The sequence below is a fragment of the Dyadobacter sp. CY326 genome, assembly GCF_021390515.1.
Lineage (GTDB): Bacteria > Bacteroidota > Bacteroidia > Cytophagales > Spirosomataceae > Dyadobacter.
This window is the reverse complement of sequence record NZ_JAJUXI010000004.1, coordinates 292904-308472: the sequence shown is the minus strand read 5'-3', so window position 1 is coordinate 308472 and position 15569 is coordinate 292904. Positions and strand designations below refer to the sequence as shown.

Here is a 15569-nt window from a genome sequence, read left to right as displayed (position 1 = left end):
GAAAAGTAATATTTATATATGCTTAGTAACTAACACGATTTAGCCAATAATTATCCAAATATTTGTACGTTTCCACCACAAAATCAAAAAAAATGTACGTTGGGTATAGTTTTTTATTTTTTGGCGTTATTAACCGGTTTTACCTAAAAAATTATATTATCCATGAACATCCTAACAAAAGTGGCTTGTATCTGTTTGTTGTGCGTTTTCGCATTAACGTCAGCCCAAGCCCAGAAAAAAGGTTTTGCGTTCGGTATTAAAGGTGGCGTGAACTTGTCGCGCCTGACAATGGGAAATGTGTTTACGACACGTTATGATGATAGCGGAAATCCTTATTTGGGATATGATGGAAAAGAAGTAAAAGACAATTTGAAGCAAAGCTTTGATACCAGAACAGGCGCAGTGGGTGGAATTTATGCAAGATTCGGCCGCACATTGTTCATCCAGCCCGAAGTTTTGGTGTCAACCAAAGGAGGTTCATTTGAAATTGTGAAGACAAATTTGGAAAAACCGGTTACCGAAAAAATTAATGTAAAATACAGCAACATTGATGTTCCATTACTCATTGGATTTAAAGGCGGACCGCTTCGGATTCTTGCAGGTCCGGTTACATCATTCAGAATTGGAGATAATCAGCGGTTGAGCGATGCTTTCAAATATTACACAACGGATTTTAACACGTCAATGTCTGAGGCAACATTTGGTTATCAGCTTGGTGCTGGATTGGATATTGGAAGTTTCAGTCTGGATGTGAGAAGAGAAGGATCCTTTACGAACTTGGCCTCTTTCCAGGTTGCAGGCCAGTCTGTTGGCAATGGCAATGAAACCGTGAAGCAAAAAATCAGTTCGTGGCAAGTTACGCTTGGCCTGAAAATATTCTAAGAAAAACACATTGGTCTAAAAACAAAACGAGCAGCCTTCGATCGAGCGATGGCTGCTGTTTTTATGAATAACCCACTAATTTAATTCACCAAAAGATTTTATGCAGAAATGCGTAGCGCGGTGTGGTCTAGCCTTCCTGTGATTTCCTTTATTTTTCTGCGAGATACGACAACTTCTTTTCCGCAAGACAATTTCAACATGCGGTCGTCTTCAAGGCGTGCGACAACGTAATCCGAGTTTACAAGATAGGATTTGTGGACACGCATGAAGTTTGGATTCAATTGACCGGCCAAAGACTTCAAGGTTTTGGAAACCAGATACTTTTTGCCAGTGTTCGTATATATAAAAGTGTAGTTTCCTTCACCTTCAAGGAATGTAATAACCTCAGGTGCTAAATATATGGTCCGGCCCATTGATTGCACGGAAATAGAAGCGCGGCTGCCGTTAATAGTTTCAGTAGAGTTGGCGCGAGTAAAGCTTGAAAAGTTTTTCATGGTAATAGCGACTAATATTGTTTTGTTTTCCTGAATCAAAATTAGCAGATCGCGTAGGTTTTGAAAATACGTAAAAGTACGTACAAACTTACAAACACCTGAAAATCAATTAATTAAAATTTGATAAGAATACAAATGACGTAACTGAACTTGGTAAAACGCGTAAATTTACGTGCTCCTCAAATCAGCCGTTTTTTTGAAAAAATGTGGATGTTTGCCGTTAACGGTGATCAATACATTTCAGTCGCCCTAACTTTAATTATCTTCGCAACAATTTTGGTGTGAATCCCGGCACCCGCGAGCCTCCGGACATTGATAAAAGCATAGTTTATGATTACCGAAAAAGTCAAAGAATTAATCTCGGAAATTGAACAAGTGACAGTTGACAGCAAGGACCAACTGGAAGCTTTCCGCCTCAAATACATTAGTAAAAAAGGCGTCGTTACAGAATTGTTCGAAGGCCTGAAAAACATCCCGCAAGAAGATCGGAGGGCTGTGGGCCAGGAGTTGAACACACTAAAAAATCTGGCTCAAAATCGCTTTCAGGAATTTAGCAGCACACTCGAAAGCGCTGCCGATGCAAATCCCGAAATGGTTTTTGACCTTACATTGCCTGTTGTTCCAAATCAGCAGGGAAGTTTGCACCCGCTAACCATTGTGAGACGCCGCATTATCGAGATTTTCGAAAGAATGGGCTTCAATGTTTCGTATGGGCCGGAAATAGAAAAAGATTGGTATAATTTCAGCGCGCTAAACTTTGCCGACAACCACCCTGCCCGTGAAATGCAGGACACGTTTTTTATCTCAAAAAGTGAAGGTGAGGTTAAGGACGATGTGTTGCTTCGCACGCACACTTCCAATGTTCAGGTCCGCTTAATGGAGCGCCAAAAACCGCCGATCAGGTCAATTATGCCTGGTCGTGTGTTTAGAAACGAGGCCATTTCTGCGCGAGCGCATTGCGTTTTTCACCAGGTTGAAGGCCTTTATGTGGATCGCAATGTCAGTTTCAAGGATTTGAAAGACACATTGTATCACTTTGCAAAAGAGATGTTTGGCAAGGAGTCTAAAATACGCCTGCGTCCCTCCTACTTTCCTTTTACCGAGCCAAGTGCAGAAATCGATGTGACCTGCTTCATATGCAAAGGAAAAGGCTGCAACATTTGCAAATATTCAGGTTGGGTAGAAATTGCAGGCTCGGGAATGGTTGATCCCAATGTTTTGACAAATTGTGGCATTGATAGTGAAGCATATACAGGATTCGCATTCGGAATGGGCATCGAGCGGATAACAATGCTTCGTTACGGCATCAACGACTTGCGCCTGTTCACAGAAAACGACGTAAGATTTTTAAGGCAATTTGAAGGAGGCTGAGTTAGAGTTTAGAGTTTATAAGTAAAAAGCTCAGAGTTTAGAGATTTTATATCTCAAAACCTGAGCTTTTTGATTTTTGGACTCTTGACTTTTAAACTTTTAACTTCTAAACTCTTCCTAAAACTTTAAACTCCTAAACTTTCAACTCTTAACTTTTTACTCTTGACTTTTAACTGCTAAACGCTCCCTAAAACCTTGTTTCCAAATAATACGGAAGCATTTTTTTCCAGACCCACCATTCATGCGGAATGTCGGGGCCCCAGATATCAAGCTCATGCGGAACATTCTTGGCTGTGAGAATGGATGAAATTCCTCTTGAATAATCCGGAACTTCATATGCGCCCGAGCCGGAAACAAAATGTATATGCCGACTGTCGCGATACATTTGCAAATGCCATTCGGCCTTCAATTGCGGCAAATAATGCACCGGCGAATTGAAATAAACATTATCATCATAATATCCATCAGTGTATTGGCTCAGGTCGTAACAGCCGCTCATGGCAATGATCCCGTGAATATAATCGGGATGCTTGAAAAACAAGTTTGCAGCATGCATCGCCCCAAATGAAGCGCCTACGGCAATTATTTCATTGGTCTGGCTCGACGTGTCCTTAATGAACGGAATTACTTCCTTGATAACATAATCGTTGAACAGCTGATGACGCACGCCCTTGTCGTAGCCGTGCATATAAGGGTTTAACCAACTTTCAGAATTGATGCTATTAATGCAATAAACCTTTACTTTCCCAGAATCAATAAAAGGAGCAATGCTGTCAATCAATCCATTTTGTTCATATTCAAGATAATCTGATGCAGCTGTGGGAATCATTAATAAGGCTATTCCATAATGCCCGTAAACTGCAATTTCCATATTCTTATTCAGTGCCGGACTATACCAACCGGTTACTTCACGTTGCATTGCTTTATCATTTTAGTTGCGCTAATATTTTAACTCAGGCAGTCAACAATTGATTTAAAAAACAACTTTTAAACCATTATCATCAACAGCCTGCCAGCAACTGCTAATGATACATTAATACAAAACCCAAGTATCCTTGCCTCCTCCGCCCTGCGACGAATTGACAACCAAAGAACCCTTGCGTAAAGCAACACGCGTCAATCCGCCTGGGATAACATTGATGTCATCACCATATAATATGTAAGGACGCAGATCCACGTGACGCCCCTCGGCATGTCCATCCACCATACAAGGCACGCGCGACAGCGAAATTGTCGGTTGTGCAATGTAATTCCGCGGGTTATTCCGAATCTTGTCTCTGAACAACTCGTGTTCTTCTTCCGTTGCTTTCGGGCCGATGAGCATGCCATATCCGCCTGCTTCATTTGCTTCCTTTACAACCAGTTCCGCAATGTTTTCAATTACATAATTGAAGTCATCTTCTTCTCCGCAGATGTAAGTTTTCACATTGGGAATAATCGCCTCTTCGCCCAAGTAATATTTGATAATCCGCGGCACATATGCGTATACAACCTTATCATCGGCCACACCAGTTCCAGGAGCATTAGCCAAAGCCACACGTCCCTTCTTATACACCTCGAAAATTCCAGGAATTCCGATCAGTGAATCAGGATTAAATGCGTCCGGATCCATGAATGTGTCGTCAATGCGGCGGTAAATTACGTCCACAATTTGCAAGCCACTTGTCGTACGCATTTTGACATAGCCATCGGAAACAACCAAATCCCTTGCATCAACTAGCTCGACGCCCATTTGCTGTGCGAGATAGGAATGCTCGAAATAAGCCGAATTGTAGATTCCGGGCGTCAAAACGGCCACGGTTGGATTAGGCCTGTCTGCCAAATGCTGCAGCATTTGCAGCAAGCGCGTCGGATAATCCGAAACCGGCCTCACGCCTGTTCTCGCCAGCACATCTGGGAAAATTTGTTTGGAAAGCTCTCTGTTTTCCAGCATGTAGGACACGCCCGATGGGCAACGCAGATTATCTTCCAGCACCATAAAAGTCCCGTCATCGCCTTTGATCAAATCTGTTCCGGTAATGTGGCACCAGATTCCTTTCGGCGGTTTCAGACCAATGCAAGGTTTCAAAAAGCATTTGCTGGATTCAATCAGTTCGCGCGGGACAACGCCGTCGTTGAGGATATTTTGTTCATTGTAAACGTCATCAATAAACATGTTCAATGCTTTGATGCGTTGTTTTAAGCCCATTTCCAACCACTCCCACTCAGCATTGGAAAGCACGCGCGGGATAATATCGATGGGCATGATCCGCTCAGTTCCCTCTCCTTCCGAATACACATTGAATGTGATTCCCATGGAAAGCAATGCACGTTCTGTTGCTAACTGGCGGTTTGTAAGGTCGTCGTGTGTGAGGTTTTCAAATTTATTTTTTAAATGCTCGTAGCCAGGTCTTATTTCTCCATCTTCGGTAAACATTTCATCGAAGAAATTGTCGCTTTGATAATTAGAAAATGAAAAATTCATACAATACAAAATTTGAATAAGTATATATCAGTTATTTACAGAACAATATATGGTCAATGTTTCAATTTACAAAACGATTCGCAAAGACGCCAAATCGATTGATTATTGATTTTCTGTAGAAAAACTGTTTACAATATTCTGTAATCGCATAAACCTCCCCATAACTTCCTGAACGCTTGGATTAAATAAGTTTGCTGATAAATACTTTGCATCGCTAAATAATAAAATCATGCCTTCCGTTTATTACAAACATTATTTGCGCAATCATTAAACATTCGTTGCAAGTCCGTACACTTACGCTTTTCTTTGCAGACTTATTCGCACACCCCGCATCAACGTCTTCACTAAGCCATGTTTAAAAATAGACTACTTGTAATTGCAGTTATTTTGGGGCTTTCCCGAACGGCAATGTCCCAGCATTTACCAGGAGTCGCAATGGGTAATTACGCGGGCACGAATGCACTTTATCATAATCCTGCATTTGTCGCAGACAGCCGTTATAGCTTTTATGTCAATGTCGTTGGGACTCAGTTTTATACGGCCAACAATCACGTACGATATGAAGCGCCATATTCCTTTTTAAGCCTCGTTACCAATTCTGTTTCTGATAAATATCGCAACGAAAGAGGCGTTTTGCAATTCCCCCGCTCCTATCTGGGAGAGAAATTGAATGGCAATGAAAAATATCTGAATGCTGGTGGCGACATTAGACTGCCATCGGTGATGTTCAATTTGTTCAAAGGCAAAATTGGCGTGGGCATTGCAACCCGGGCGCGTTACATGCTAAATACATCGGGCGTTTCCGAACCTTTGGCAAGATTAATCAGCAAAACAACGCAGTTGGAAGAGTTGCAGGGACCGCTCTTTGAAAACCAATCGGGTAAGCTGCATTTGAATGGATTTGGGGAAGTTGCCTTTACTGTCGGCGGGACTGTTTTTGATAACGAAACCGACTTTTTGAAAGTGGGTGTGACCGTAAAAAGGCTCATCGGACTTTATAATGCGCACGCCATCATTGACGCATCTTCCTATGACATCAGGCCAGACGAAACCTGGGAGAACAAGCGACAATACATTCGTGTAGAAGAGATTAACCTGCAATATGGCATAACCCGAGACGAAGGTTTTCAGAACATTAAACCGTCGCCAGCGTGGCTCATTGGTGGCGCACCTCCGGGAAGTGGCTGGGGTTTTGACCTCGGCGCCGTTTATGAATACAGGCCCGATGTCAACAAATACACTTACACCGAGAAAGGCGTTCGTAAAAGGGATGCTTCCAAAAACAAATATTTATATCGCGTTGCTGTGTCGCTGACGGACATTGGCAGGGTTCATTTTAAAAACCCGGCTTATGTTTTGCAGCAAGAAATTCACACGACAAATAAGGAATTACGTTATGATTCGTTTCAAAAACTGGAAGGATCGGAAGGAATTTTTAATGCGATAAACAGTTCCCTGGACGGCGGCGCTCCGCTAGCACCCAATTTCAAATCGGTGTTACCAATGGCTTTTCAGGCGAGCGTTGACTACAATGTGCAGCCCAAAGTGTATATAAGCGGTTTATGGGTGCAGAATCTGGTGCCGCAAAGCGCATTTGGCATGAAGGCCGAGTCAGTCATTTCGGTTACGCCGCGTTATGAGCACAAATGGTATGAAATATCGGTTCCGCTTACATTAATGAACCGTTATCGCTCTCCCGCAATCGGGCTGGCTGGGCGCGCGGGACCGCTATGGATTGGAACTGATCATTTATCCGGGCTTCTTAACATTGGTAATCCAAAGTCATTTAACTTGTATTTTGGCATTTCAGCCGGCCTGTTCCGGCGACCACCTGAATCGCAGAATCAATGCTGGCCACCGGAAGATTCCTGGCTAAGGCGTATTTTTACTAAACGATAAATGCGATGTGCGCGTTTATGAATGATATGGAGTAAGCGACTGAATGCTGCCATGATCTAAAACCAAATTGAAATGAGAGAAGTAGAAAAAACTAAAGAAGAATGGCAAAAGGAGCTTACGGGACAACAATGCTTCGTGCTCTTCGAAAAAGGGACGGAAAGGCCTTTTTCGCACCCATATAACGACAATAAAGAAGAAGGGACTTATGTTTGCGCCGCCTGCGGCACACCATTGTTCAGCTCGGAAACGAAATATGATTCAGGCTCAGGATGGCCGAGCTTCTTTCAGCCGATTTCGTCCGGCAATGTTGAAGAAATCGTTGACCGCGGCCATGGAATGATCCGCACGGAAGTTGTTTGCAGAACTTGCGGCGGACATTTAGGACACGTTTTTAATGATGGCCCGAAACCCACAGGGCTTAGATATTGTATGAATGGCGCTGCGTTGAAATTCGACAAAGCCTGATCAATTAATTCATAAAAAGCCGGACTAAGTCATAAATGTCCGGCTTTTCTTATCTTTGAATTCTTACGAACCTAAACGTTTGATGGAAGTTATCAGATCGTTCTTTAATAAAATCCGCGCAATGTTTCAATTCATTGGAACACAGCTTTCAACATTCATCAACCGCATTGCATACACGCTAACTTCATTAGTTACAGGTAAAAAACGGGCCGATGCATATTTCGAATCCTATCGGAATCGGAAAAAATCAATTCATGATTGGTGGCATGATAAAGTGGATGTCAATGCACCATATTATAAGCCCATCGTTACGGTTTGGAAGACGTTCGTTTACGGTTTCTTAGCATTCGCCATCTATATTTTTAGTGTAGAAACCAATTTCCTGTGGCTCATGGGAAGCATGCCAAGCGTGGAAGACTTGCAAAACCCGAAAGTGGCGCAGTCTTCGGAAATTTACACATCGGACGGCGTCATGATCGGCAAGTTTTACACCGAGAACCGGACGCCTGTTACGGCAAAAATGATTTCTCCAAACCTTGTAAAAGCGTTAATCGCGACAGAGGACGTTCGTTTTTACACACATTCGGGTATAGATTACAGAGCCATGGCCAGTGTGGCGCTTGGAATTATTACAGGCGCAACAGATCGCGGAGGCGGCAGCACAATCACCCAACAGCTCGCGAAGAAACTTTTCAAAACCAGGAAAACCGGGGCGCGAGGCGTGCTTGGCTATGTTCCGGGCTTTGGAACATTGATTTATAAAACCAAAGAATGGCTCACCGCCATTAAACTCGAAAGGAATTTTACCAAAGAGGAAATCCTCACCATGTATTTCAACACGGTGGATTATGGTAACAACACCTACGGAATTAACACGGCCGCTCAATCATATTTCAGCAAATCGCCCGACAGTCTGAACATTCAGGAATCGGCGGTTTTGGTGGGTTTGCAAAAAGCAACCACGACCTATAACCCCGTCCGTAACATGAAACGGTCGCTTGAAAGGCGCAATGTGGTGATTAATCAAATGGAAAAATATGGCTATATCACAGCCAAACAGGCCGATTCCATCAGCGCATTGCCCATTGAACTGAAAACAAAATTCGAAACGCCTTATGATGGCAATGCAAATTACTTCAAGAACGCGGTTGTCGATTTTGTAAGAAAATGGGGTGACGAAAATGGTTATGACCTTTATACGGATGGTTTGAAAATATACACAACCATTGATTCGCGCATGCAACAGGCAGCAGAAGATGCTATGACGCAGAAAATGAAGCAATTGCAGCGTGTTTTTGAAGATCACTGGCGCAATCAAAATCCGTGGCGCGATGAGCAGGGACAAGAAATCACCGACTTCCTTGATAATGTGGTGAAGCGCACGAGCAAATACAAATCACTCGCAGCCAAATATCCAAACCAGCCCGATAGCATCAAATATTATCTCAACCGGAAGGACACCATGACCGTGTATGACTGGAAAACCAGCGGGGAGATGAAAAAATATTGGAGCTCAATGGATTCGCTGGATTATTACAAACGCGTTTTACGTGCGGGGATGATGGCGATGAACCCGCAAACCGGGCAAATCAAGGCTTGGGTGGGCGGTTTGGATTATAATTATTTCAAATACGACGCCGTGAAGCAAGGGAAAAGGCAGCCTGGATCAACGTTCAAACCATTCGTTTACACGACTGCCATCGACGATTCGACATTCAACATGTCACCCTGCGATCAAATTGTGGATAAGCCATTTGAAAAAATATACATGGAAAATGGCGAGCAAAAAGAATGGAAGCCGAGAAATGCAACCGGGACATTCTCTTATGCTAACATGACTTTACGACGCGCATTGGCACAATCGATTAACTCCGTAACTGCTGAATTGACGGACCGTGTTGGCCCTGATAATGTGGCGCGTTATGCGAAAAAAATGGGTATAACGACGCCATTGAAAGGACTTCCATCCATCGGCCTCGGGCCATTCGACGTTTCGCTTTATGATATGGTGGCGGCTTATGGCGTGTTTGTCAATAATGGCACTTACACGCAGCCTATTTTGGTTACAAAAATTGAGGATAGCAATGGCAAGGTCATCGAAGAATTTCAGCCGGAACACCGTCAGGCCATTAGTGAAGAATCAGCATTTTTAATGGTTCAAATGCTGAAAGGCGGCGTAGAAGAGCCCGGAGGAACATCGGGAAGTCTGCGCTGGAAGTTTGATGTGACCCGTAATGGCAATGAATTGGGAGGAAAAACAGGAACAACTTCCAACAACTCTGATGGCTGGTTTATGTGCATTACGCGCGACCTGGTTGTAGGCGCTTGGGTGGGCGGAGATGACCGGAGCATACATTTCCGGTCAACAGACCTGGGTGAGGGCGCAAAAACGGCATTGCCAATTGTGGGAAGCTTCCTCGAAAAAATCTATCGGGACAAATCGCTCGCACTGGAACCCGGGCCATTTCCCAAGCCTTCATTTAAAGTTTCTAAAAACTACAATTGTCCGACACAATGGGCTCCGGCAGCAAGCGATTCGCTGGGAATAGATGGCGACAGCACGCCAGCCAAACGGAACGACGAAGATGACTTCCTGATTGGCCCGCCGCCGATTCCACTGGATACTGGAAGCAGAAATTAAAACAAAAAAGGACTTTCCATTGATTTGGAAAGTCCTTTTTATGTTGAGCTAAACTTGTAGAGTTTTGAAATGAGGTCCGCAGGGTCTGGGAAATCTATCTGTAACTAGATCTTCAAAACTTCTTTATATTGCATGCGATAAAGGTTGGCATAAAAGCCTTCTTTTTCCAACAATTGTTCGTGATTCCCTTCCTCCACGATCTGCCCTTTGTCCACAACAATGATCTTATCCGCTTCCTGAATGGTCGAAAGTCTGTGCGCAATAACAATCGCAGTTCGCCCTTTCATCAATTTTTCAATGGCTTTTTGAATCAATTCCTCGGTTTCGCTATCCACAGAAGAAGTGGCTTCATCCAAAACAATGATCTCCGGCTCGTGCACCATTGCGCGCACAAATGATATGAGCTGGCGCTGGCCAACAGAAAGCGTCGCGCCGCGTTCCATCACATTGTAACTGTAACCGCCCGGCAATCTCTCTATGAAATCATGCACGCCGACAAGCTTCGCCGCTTCCACGATTTTTTCGTGCGTAATGCTGCTATCGCCCAACCGGATGTTGTTTTCAATGGTGTCGGAAAACAGAAAAACATCTTGCAAAACAACGCCAATGTGCTTGCGAAGCGCATTCAGGTTATATTCATGCACCTCCACATCATCGACGTAAATATTGCCTTTGTTAATGTCGTAAAAACGCGTGAGCAGGTTGATAATCGAAGATTTTCCAGCGCCCGTTGCGCCCACAAATGCAATCGTCTGCCCGCTTTCAACCGTGAAATTGATGTTTTTCAACACATATTCTTCCTCATTATAAGCAAACCAAACGTCCTTAAAAGTTACATTGCCTTTGATCGATTCGGGCGCAAATGTGCCTTCATTAGACGTGTACTCATCGCTGTCAAGCACTTTCAAAATCCTGTCCGTGCTTACAATGCCCATTTGCAATGTGTTGAAACGGTCTGCCAATTGCCTTATTGGTCTAAAAAAGAGGTTGATAAACATGACGAAAGCGGTCACAGTTCCGAATGTCACTTCTGCACTCAGAATCTGCTTTGAACCATACCAAACCACCAGCCCCGTCCCGGCCGCCGCGATAACGTCAGCAACAGGAAAATAAATTGAATAATAAAGAATGGACCGGATGTTTGCGTCGCGATGGACCTTATTGATTTCCCTAAACTTTTTATACTCAATGTCTTCGCTGCCGAAAATCTGCACAATGCCCATCCCCGTCAAATGCTCCTGAACGAATGAATTGAGATTGGAAACCGCCGCCCGGACTTCATTAAACGAATCTTTAATTTTTTCCTTAAACACATAAGTGCAAAAAAGCATCACCGGAATCGTGGACAAGCTGATAATGGACAGTTTCCAATCTGTATAAAACATGACTGCAATGATCAGCACCAGTTGCAAAATATCACCCGCAATGGCAGCCATTCCATCGCTGAAAACATTGGAAAGCGTTTCCACGTCTGAAATTGTCCGGGTTACCAGTCTGCCAATGGGTGTGTTGTCAAAAAATTTGAGCCGAAGTCCAATGATCTTTTCATAAAGCTGAACCCGAATGTCCTGGATGATATATTGGCCCAGCCAGCCCGACATGTATGTATTCCAAAACTGCGCAACACCTTGAACGACAGTCACAATTATCATAATAATGATCATGATGGTCAATTGTGAATAGTCGCCATTGGCAATGGGCGTGTCAATGGTGTATTTGATCAAAAGTGGCGTAAGCGGAGCGAGTAATGCGTTCAGCAGAATAATAGCGATCAGCAAATAAAACTGCTTTTCGTAAGGCCGAACGAACGCATATAAACGTCTTAAAGTAGGAAGATCGAATATTTGGCCGCTTTTGGTTTCCTGATTCACCTGTAAAAATTGGGTTAATGTATGTTGCCGACTGTGTTACTGACCAACAATGCAAAAGTAAAAAATGTCACCCGGGATTATAAAAAAACTGTGGCATGCCACATTCTTGATCGCTATGCTGGTAGTTCTGCTGATTCAGCGGCTTTTGAAAAGGTTAATGCGTTTGAAAAAATCCTGATTCATGGCTGTTGTCTCTGATGCAATTCCCGTTCATTCCCTGCCGAAAACGCCTAGCAAGGTTCCAGCATTAAATATTTTTCGTTTCAAAAACAGCAACGGCGTGCAGCGCGAATCGCCTGTTTCACTGCCCATCACACCATTGCCTACCGACGCGCCGCATCGCCACACGTATTATGAGATCCTTTTTATTGAAGAAGGCACGGGTTTTCATGAGATCGATTTTCATTCCTACAACATTCAGGGAGCTGGTTTGCACTTTTTAACGCCCGGACAAGTCCATTTGCTCACATTCTCAACTTCATTTCAAGGTTACATTGTCGCTTTTTCGGAGGATTTTTACACTTTTTATAATCCTGTGAATCCCGCACTTTCGCAACTTCCATTCTTCCAGCCCGCGCGAAGGCAACCCATTATCACGCTATCAGAAACAGAGAAACGCTATTTTCATAACATTATGGAAAACATGGTTTCGGATCATTTGGCTTCTGAAACGGACCAAACGATGATCGGGAAATACTTGGGGTTAATGTTGCAAAAATGCGCTTCTCTGGCTCCAAAGAATATTCAGCCCGCAGAATCAGCTGTGCAGACTGTGCCGGAATTGGTCGGCCGATTTCAGGAGTTGGTCGAGAAGAATTTCAGGCAAATGCATGAGGTTCAGCAGTATGCGCAAGAATTGTCGGTGTCACCGGATTATTTGAGCAAGATTATTAAAAAATATCTGGGCACGCCTTCGCAGGAATATATTCTGGACAAGCTCTTACTGGAAGCAAAACGGCTTTTGGTTTTTACAAATTTGAGCAGCAAAGAGATCGGTTATCACATTCACATGGACGACCCCTCCTATTTCAGCCGCATCTTCAAAAAGAAAACTGGACTGACGCCAAACGAGTATCGCGATCATGTTCGGAAAAGTACCATTTAATAGCAAAAATGTACCTTGCCCCCACCTACACGGGCGGATATCTTTGTATTATCCAAAAATAAAATGGCTAAATAATACTATCGATATCTATTATGCAGATTCGCAACGATCTAACAGCCGCTTCGCTTCAACCGAAAATTGACAAGCTCTGGCAGCTTTCCGCAGAAAAAATCAACCTCATTTCGAGAGAATACGACAATTCAAAAGGAACGCCCGTTTTCACCGTCAATGGCAAATATACACTGCGCGGCTGGACGGAATGGACGCAAGGCTTTCAGTACGGTGCCGAGGTTTTGCAGTTTGACGCAACGGGTGACACTTCGTTTTTAGAAAGTGCAAGAAAGAACACGGTTAGCAGCATGGCCTCGCATGTAGGGCATTTTGGTGTGCACGACCATGGGTTTAACAATGTGAGCACTTACGGCAATTTGTTGCGATTAATGAATGAAGGCCGCATTTCTGAAAACGAGTGGGAACGCAACTTTTACGAAATCGCGCTGAAAATATCCGGTGCAGTTCAGGCCAAGAGATGGACGAAAACAAATGACGGTCAGGGTTTTATACATTCATTCAATGGTCCGCATTCTTTGTTTGTCGACACGATTCGTTCGGTGCGGGCACTGATGGTTTCGCATTTGCTGGGGCATAGTTTGATGGGCGAAAATGATGTCAAAACGAGCTTGCTCGAACGCGGCACATTGCATTCCATCGCAACAGCGAAATATGCTGTTTACTACGGCGAAGGCCGAGACAGTTACGACATTTGGGGCCGCACGGCGCATGAAAGCGTTTTTAACACCAATGACGGCAACTATCGCTGTCCAAATTCGCAGCAAGGTTTCTCTGGATTCACCACCTGGACGCGCGGATTGGCATGGGCCATGGCCGGTTTTGCAGAACAGCTCGAATCGCTTTCCTACTTTTCAGATGAAGAACTGGCACCCTTAGGCGGCAGAGCAGAAATTGAAAATATTTATTTGAAAGGTGCCAAAGCAACTTGCGATTTTTACATTGATAACACCGCGTCCGATGGCATTCCATATTGGGACACCGGCGCGCCACAACTCCATAAATTAGGCGATTACACGTCCAGAATTTCCGATCCTTACAACGAATTTGAACCCGTAGACAGCTCCGCAGCCGCCATCGGCGCGCAAGGTTTACTGCGTTTGGGAAAATATTTGAATGATAAAGGACAAACCGAGCAAGGCAATAAATACTGGCAAGCGGGCTTAACCGCATTGGATTCGCTTTTTGCTGAGCCATATCTATCCACCGACCCGACGCATCAGGGATTGATCCTGCATTCCATTTATCACCGTCCAAATGGCTGGGACAACATTCCAGCAGGGCAGAAAATCCCTTGCGGAGAATCCAGCATGTGGGGCGATTATCATGCGCGTGAAGTGGCGCTTTACGTGGATCGCATCAACAAAGGTTTGCCTTATTACAATTATCTCGGCGCTGTAAAATGAGCAACATAACATTTGATCGCTGCTGCATTCACACCATTACTACGAAGCCCTGGGAGCTTTCGGAGGCTGTGGAAAACTATGCGGCGGCGGGTGTAAAAGGAATAAGTGTCTGGCAGAATGCAATCGAACGGATCGGCCCTCACCGTGCCGGAGAGCTGATCCGATCTGCCGGGCTTGAAATCGTCTCTTATGTGCGCGGCGGATTTTTCCCGCACACGAGCAGCGCAGGACGGGCGCAGGCCATTGATCATAACCGCAAATTACTCGAAGAAGCCGCCGCTCTGGGCGCTCCCATGATCGTGCTGGTTTGTGGAGCCTCGCCGGATCAGTCGATGGAAAAGTCTCGGGACCAGATTAAGGAAGGCATTGCCGCAATTTTACCATTGGCTGAAAAACTGAAAGTGAAACTGGCCATTGAACCGCTGCATCCAATGTATGCGGCGGATCGATCAGCGATTAACACATTGGCGCAGGCAAATGATCTGGCTGAATATTTCAATTCTCCATTCGTGGGCGTTGCGGTGGATGTCTATCATTTGTGGTGGGATGGCAATTTGGAAAAAGAAATTGCGCGCTGCGGGGCCAATGGGAATTTGCTTGCTTACCATGTTTGTGACTGGAAAGTGAACACGATTGACTTGCTTAATGATCGCGGTTTGATGGGTGAGGGTTGTATTGATTTGAAAAAGATTCGCGGGTGGGTTGAAGCAACTGGTTTTCAAGGCTTTTGTGAGGTTGAGATTTTCTCTAACATTCATTGGGCTAAGGATCAGCATTTATTTTTGCGGGAAGTTACGGAGGCGTTTTTGCGCAATGTCTGACATCGGCCGGAGGCCTTGGAATAGTTGTCACGAAGCGGTGCTTCGCGCTAGCTGCGTCGATTTGATTTGTTTCATTGATAT

Annotated in this window: 12 protein-coding genes; 8 read left to right on the top strand and 4 right to left on the bottom strand. The window is 44.3% G+C overall.

The annotated features are described in order from the left end of the window. Nucleotides 1-162 precede the first annotated feature (162 nt). Nucleotides 163-882 (top strand): porin family protein, encoded by a 720-nt coding sequence (locus tag LZG73_RS09645; protein ID WP_233848130.1) that lies wholly within the window; start codon nt 163-165, stop codon nt 880-882. Between the two features lie 98 nt (nt 883-980). Here the strand turns inward: LZG73_RS09645 and LZG73_RS09640 are convergent, their stop codons facing one another. Beyond that, complete coding sequence (locus LZG73_RS09640) at nt 981-1376, bottom strand: LytTR family DNA-binding domain-containing protein (RefSeq protein WP_233848129.1); 396 nt, start codon at nt 1374-1376, stop codon at nt 981-983. A 330-nt stretch (nt 1377-1706) separates the two neighbouring features. On the opposite strand from LZG73_RS09640, the gene pheS reads away from it, so the two are divergent. Continuing rightward, a complete protein-coding gene (pheS, locus tag LZG73_RS09635) occupies nt 1707-2747 on the top strand; it encodes a phenylalanine--tRNA ligase subunit alpha (protein ID WP_233848128.1) in 1041 nt (346 codons plus the stop codon). Between the two features lie 187 nt (nt 2748-2934). On the opposite strand, the gene LZG73_RS09630 is transcribed toward pheS, so the two are convergent. Next, nucleotides 2935-3666 (bottom strand): esterase family protein, encoded by a 732-nt coding sequence (locus tag LZG73_RS09630; protein ID WP_233848126.1) that lies wholly within the window; start codon nt 3664-3666, stop codon nt 2935-2937. A 114-nt stretch (nt 3667-3780) separates the two neighbouring features. Then, a complete protein-coding gene (locus LZG73_RS09625) occupies nt 3781-5211 on the bottom strand; it encodes a circularly permuted type 2 ATP-grasp protein (protein ID WP_233848121.1) in 1431 nt (476 codons plus the stop codon). A 351-nt stretch (nt 5212-5562) separates the two neighbouring features. Between LZG73_RS09625 and LZG73_RS09620 the strand changes: the two genes are divergently transcribed. The 3 genes from LZG73_RS09620 (at nt 5563) to LZG73_RS09610 (ending at nt 10216) form a co-directional block, all read left to right on the top strand. Beyond that, nucleotides 5563-7110, top strand: a complete 1548-nt coding sequence (locus LZG73_RS09620) for a DUF5723 family protein (RefSeq protein WP_233848119.1) — start codon at nt 5563-5565, stop codon at nt 7108-7110. 72 nt (nt 7111-7182) lie between these two features. Then, entirely contained in the window at nt 7183-7575 is a 393-nt protein-coding gene (msrB, locus tag LZG73_RS09615; protein WP_233848113.1) for a peptide-methionine (R)-S-oxide reductase MsrB, read from the top strand. 82 nt (nt 7576-7657) lie between these two features. Further along, nucleotides 7658-10216 carry a penicillin-binding protein 1A gene (locus LZG73_RS09610; protein WP_233848107.1) on the top strand — a complete coding sequence of 853 codons (2559 nt, stop codon included), beginning with the start codon at nt 7658-7660 and terminating at the stop codon, nt 10214-10216. Nucleotides 10217-10320: 104 nt separating this feature from the next. Here LZG73_RS09610 and LZG73_RS09605 read toward each other — a convergent pair whose 3' ends face one another. Continuing rightward, nucleotides 10321-12087 (bottom strand): ABC transporter ATP-binding protein, encoded by a 1767-nt coding sequence (locus LZG73_RS09605; RefSeq protein ID WP_233848102.1) that lies wholly within the window; start codon nt 12085-12087, stop codon nt 10321-10323. Between the two features lie 181 nt (nt 12088-12268). Between LZG73_RS09605 and LZG73_RS09600 the strand changes: the two genes are divergently transcribed. From LZG73_RS09600 to LZG73_RS09590, 3 genes are all read left to right on the top strand, one after another. After that, nucleotides 12269-13192, top strand: coding sequence for an AraC family transcriptional regulator (locus LZG73_RS09600; RefSeq protein WP_233848100.1), 924 nt, complete (start codon nt 12269-12271; stop codon nt 13190-13192). Nucleotides 13193-13284: 92 nt separating this feature from the next. Beyond that, nucleotides 13285-14667 (top strand): glycosyl hydrolase, encoded by a 1383-nt coding sequence (locus tag LZG73_RS09595; protein ID WP_233848099.1) that lies wholly within the window; start codon nt 13285-13287, stop codon nt 14665-14667. After that, on the top strand, nt 14664-15488 hold the full coding sequence (locus tag LZG73_RS09590; RefSeq protein ID WP_233848098.1) for a sugar phosphate isomerase/epimerase: 825 nt from the start codon (nt 14664-14666) through the stop codon (nt 15486-15488). Before LZG73_RS09595 ends, LZG73_RS09590 begins: the two co-directional genes overlap by 4 nt. Nucleotides 15489-15569: the final 81 nt, after the last annotated feature.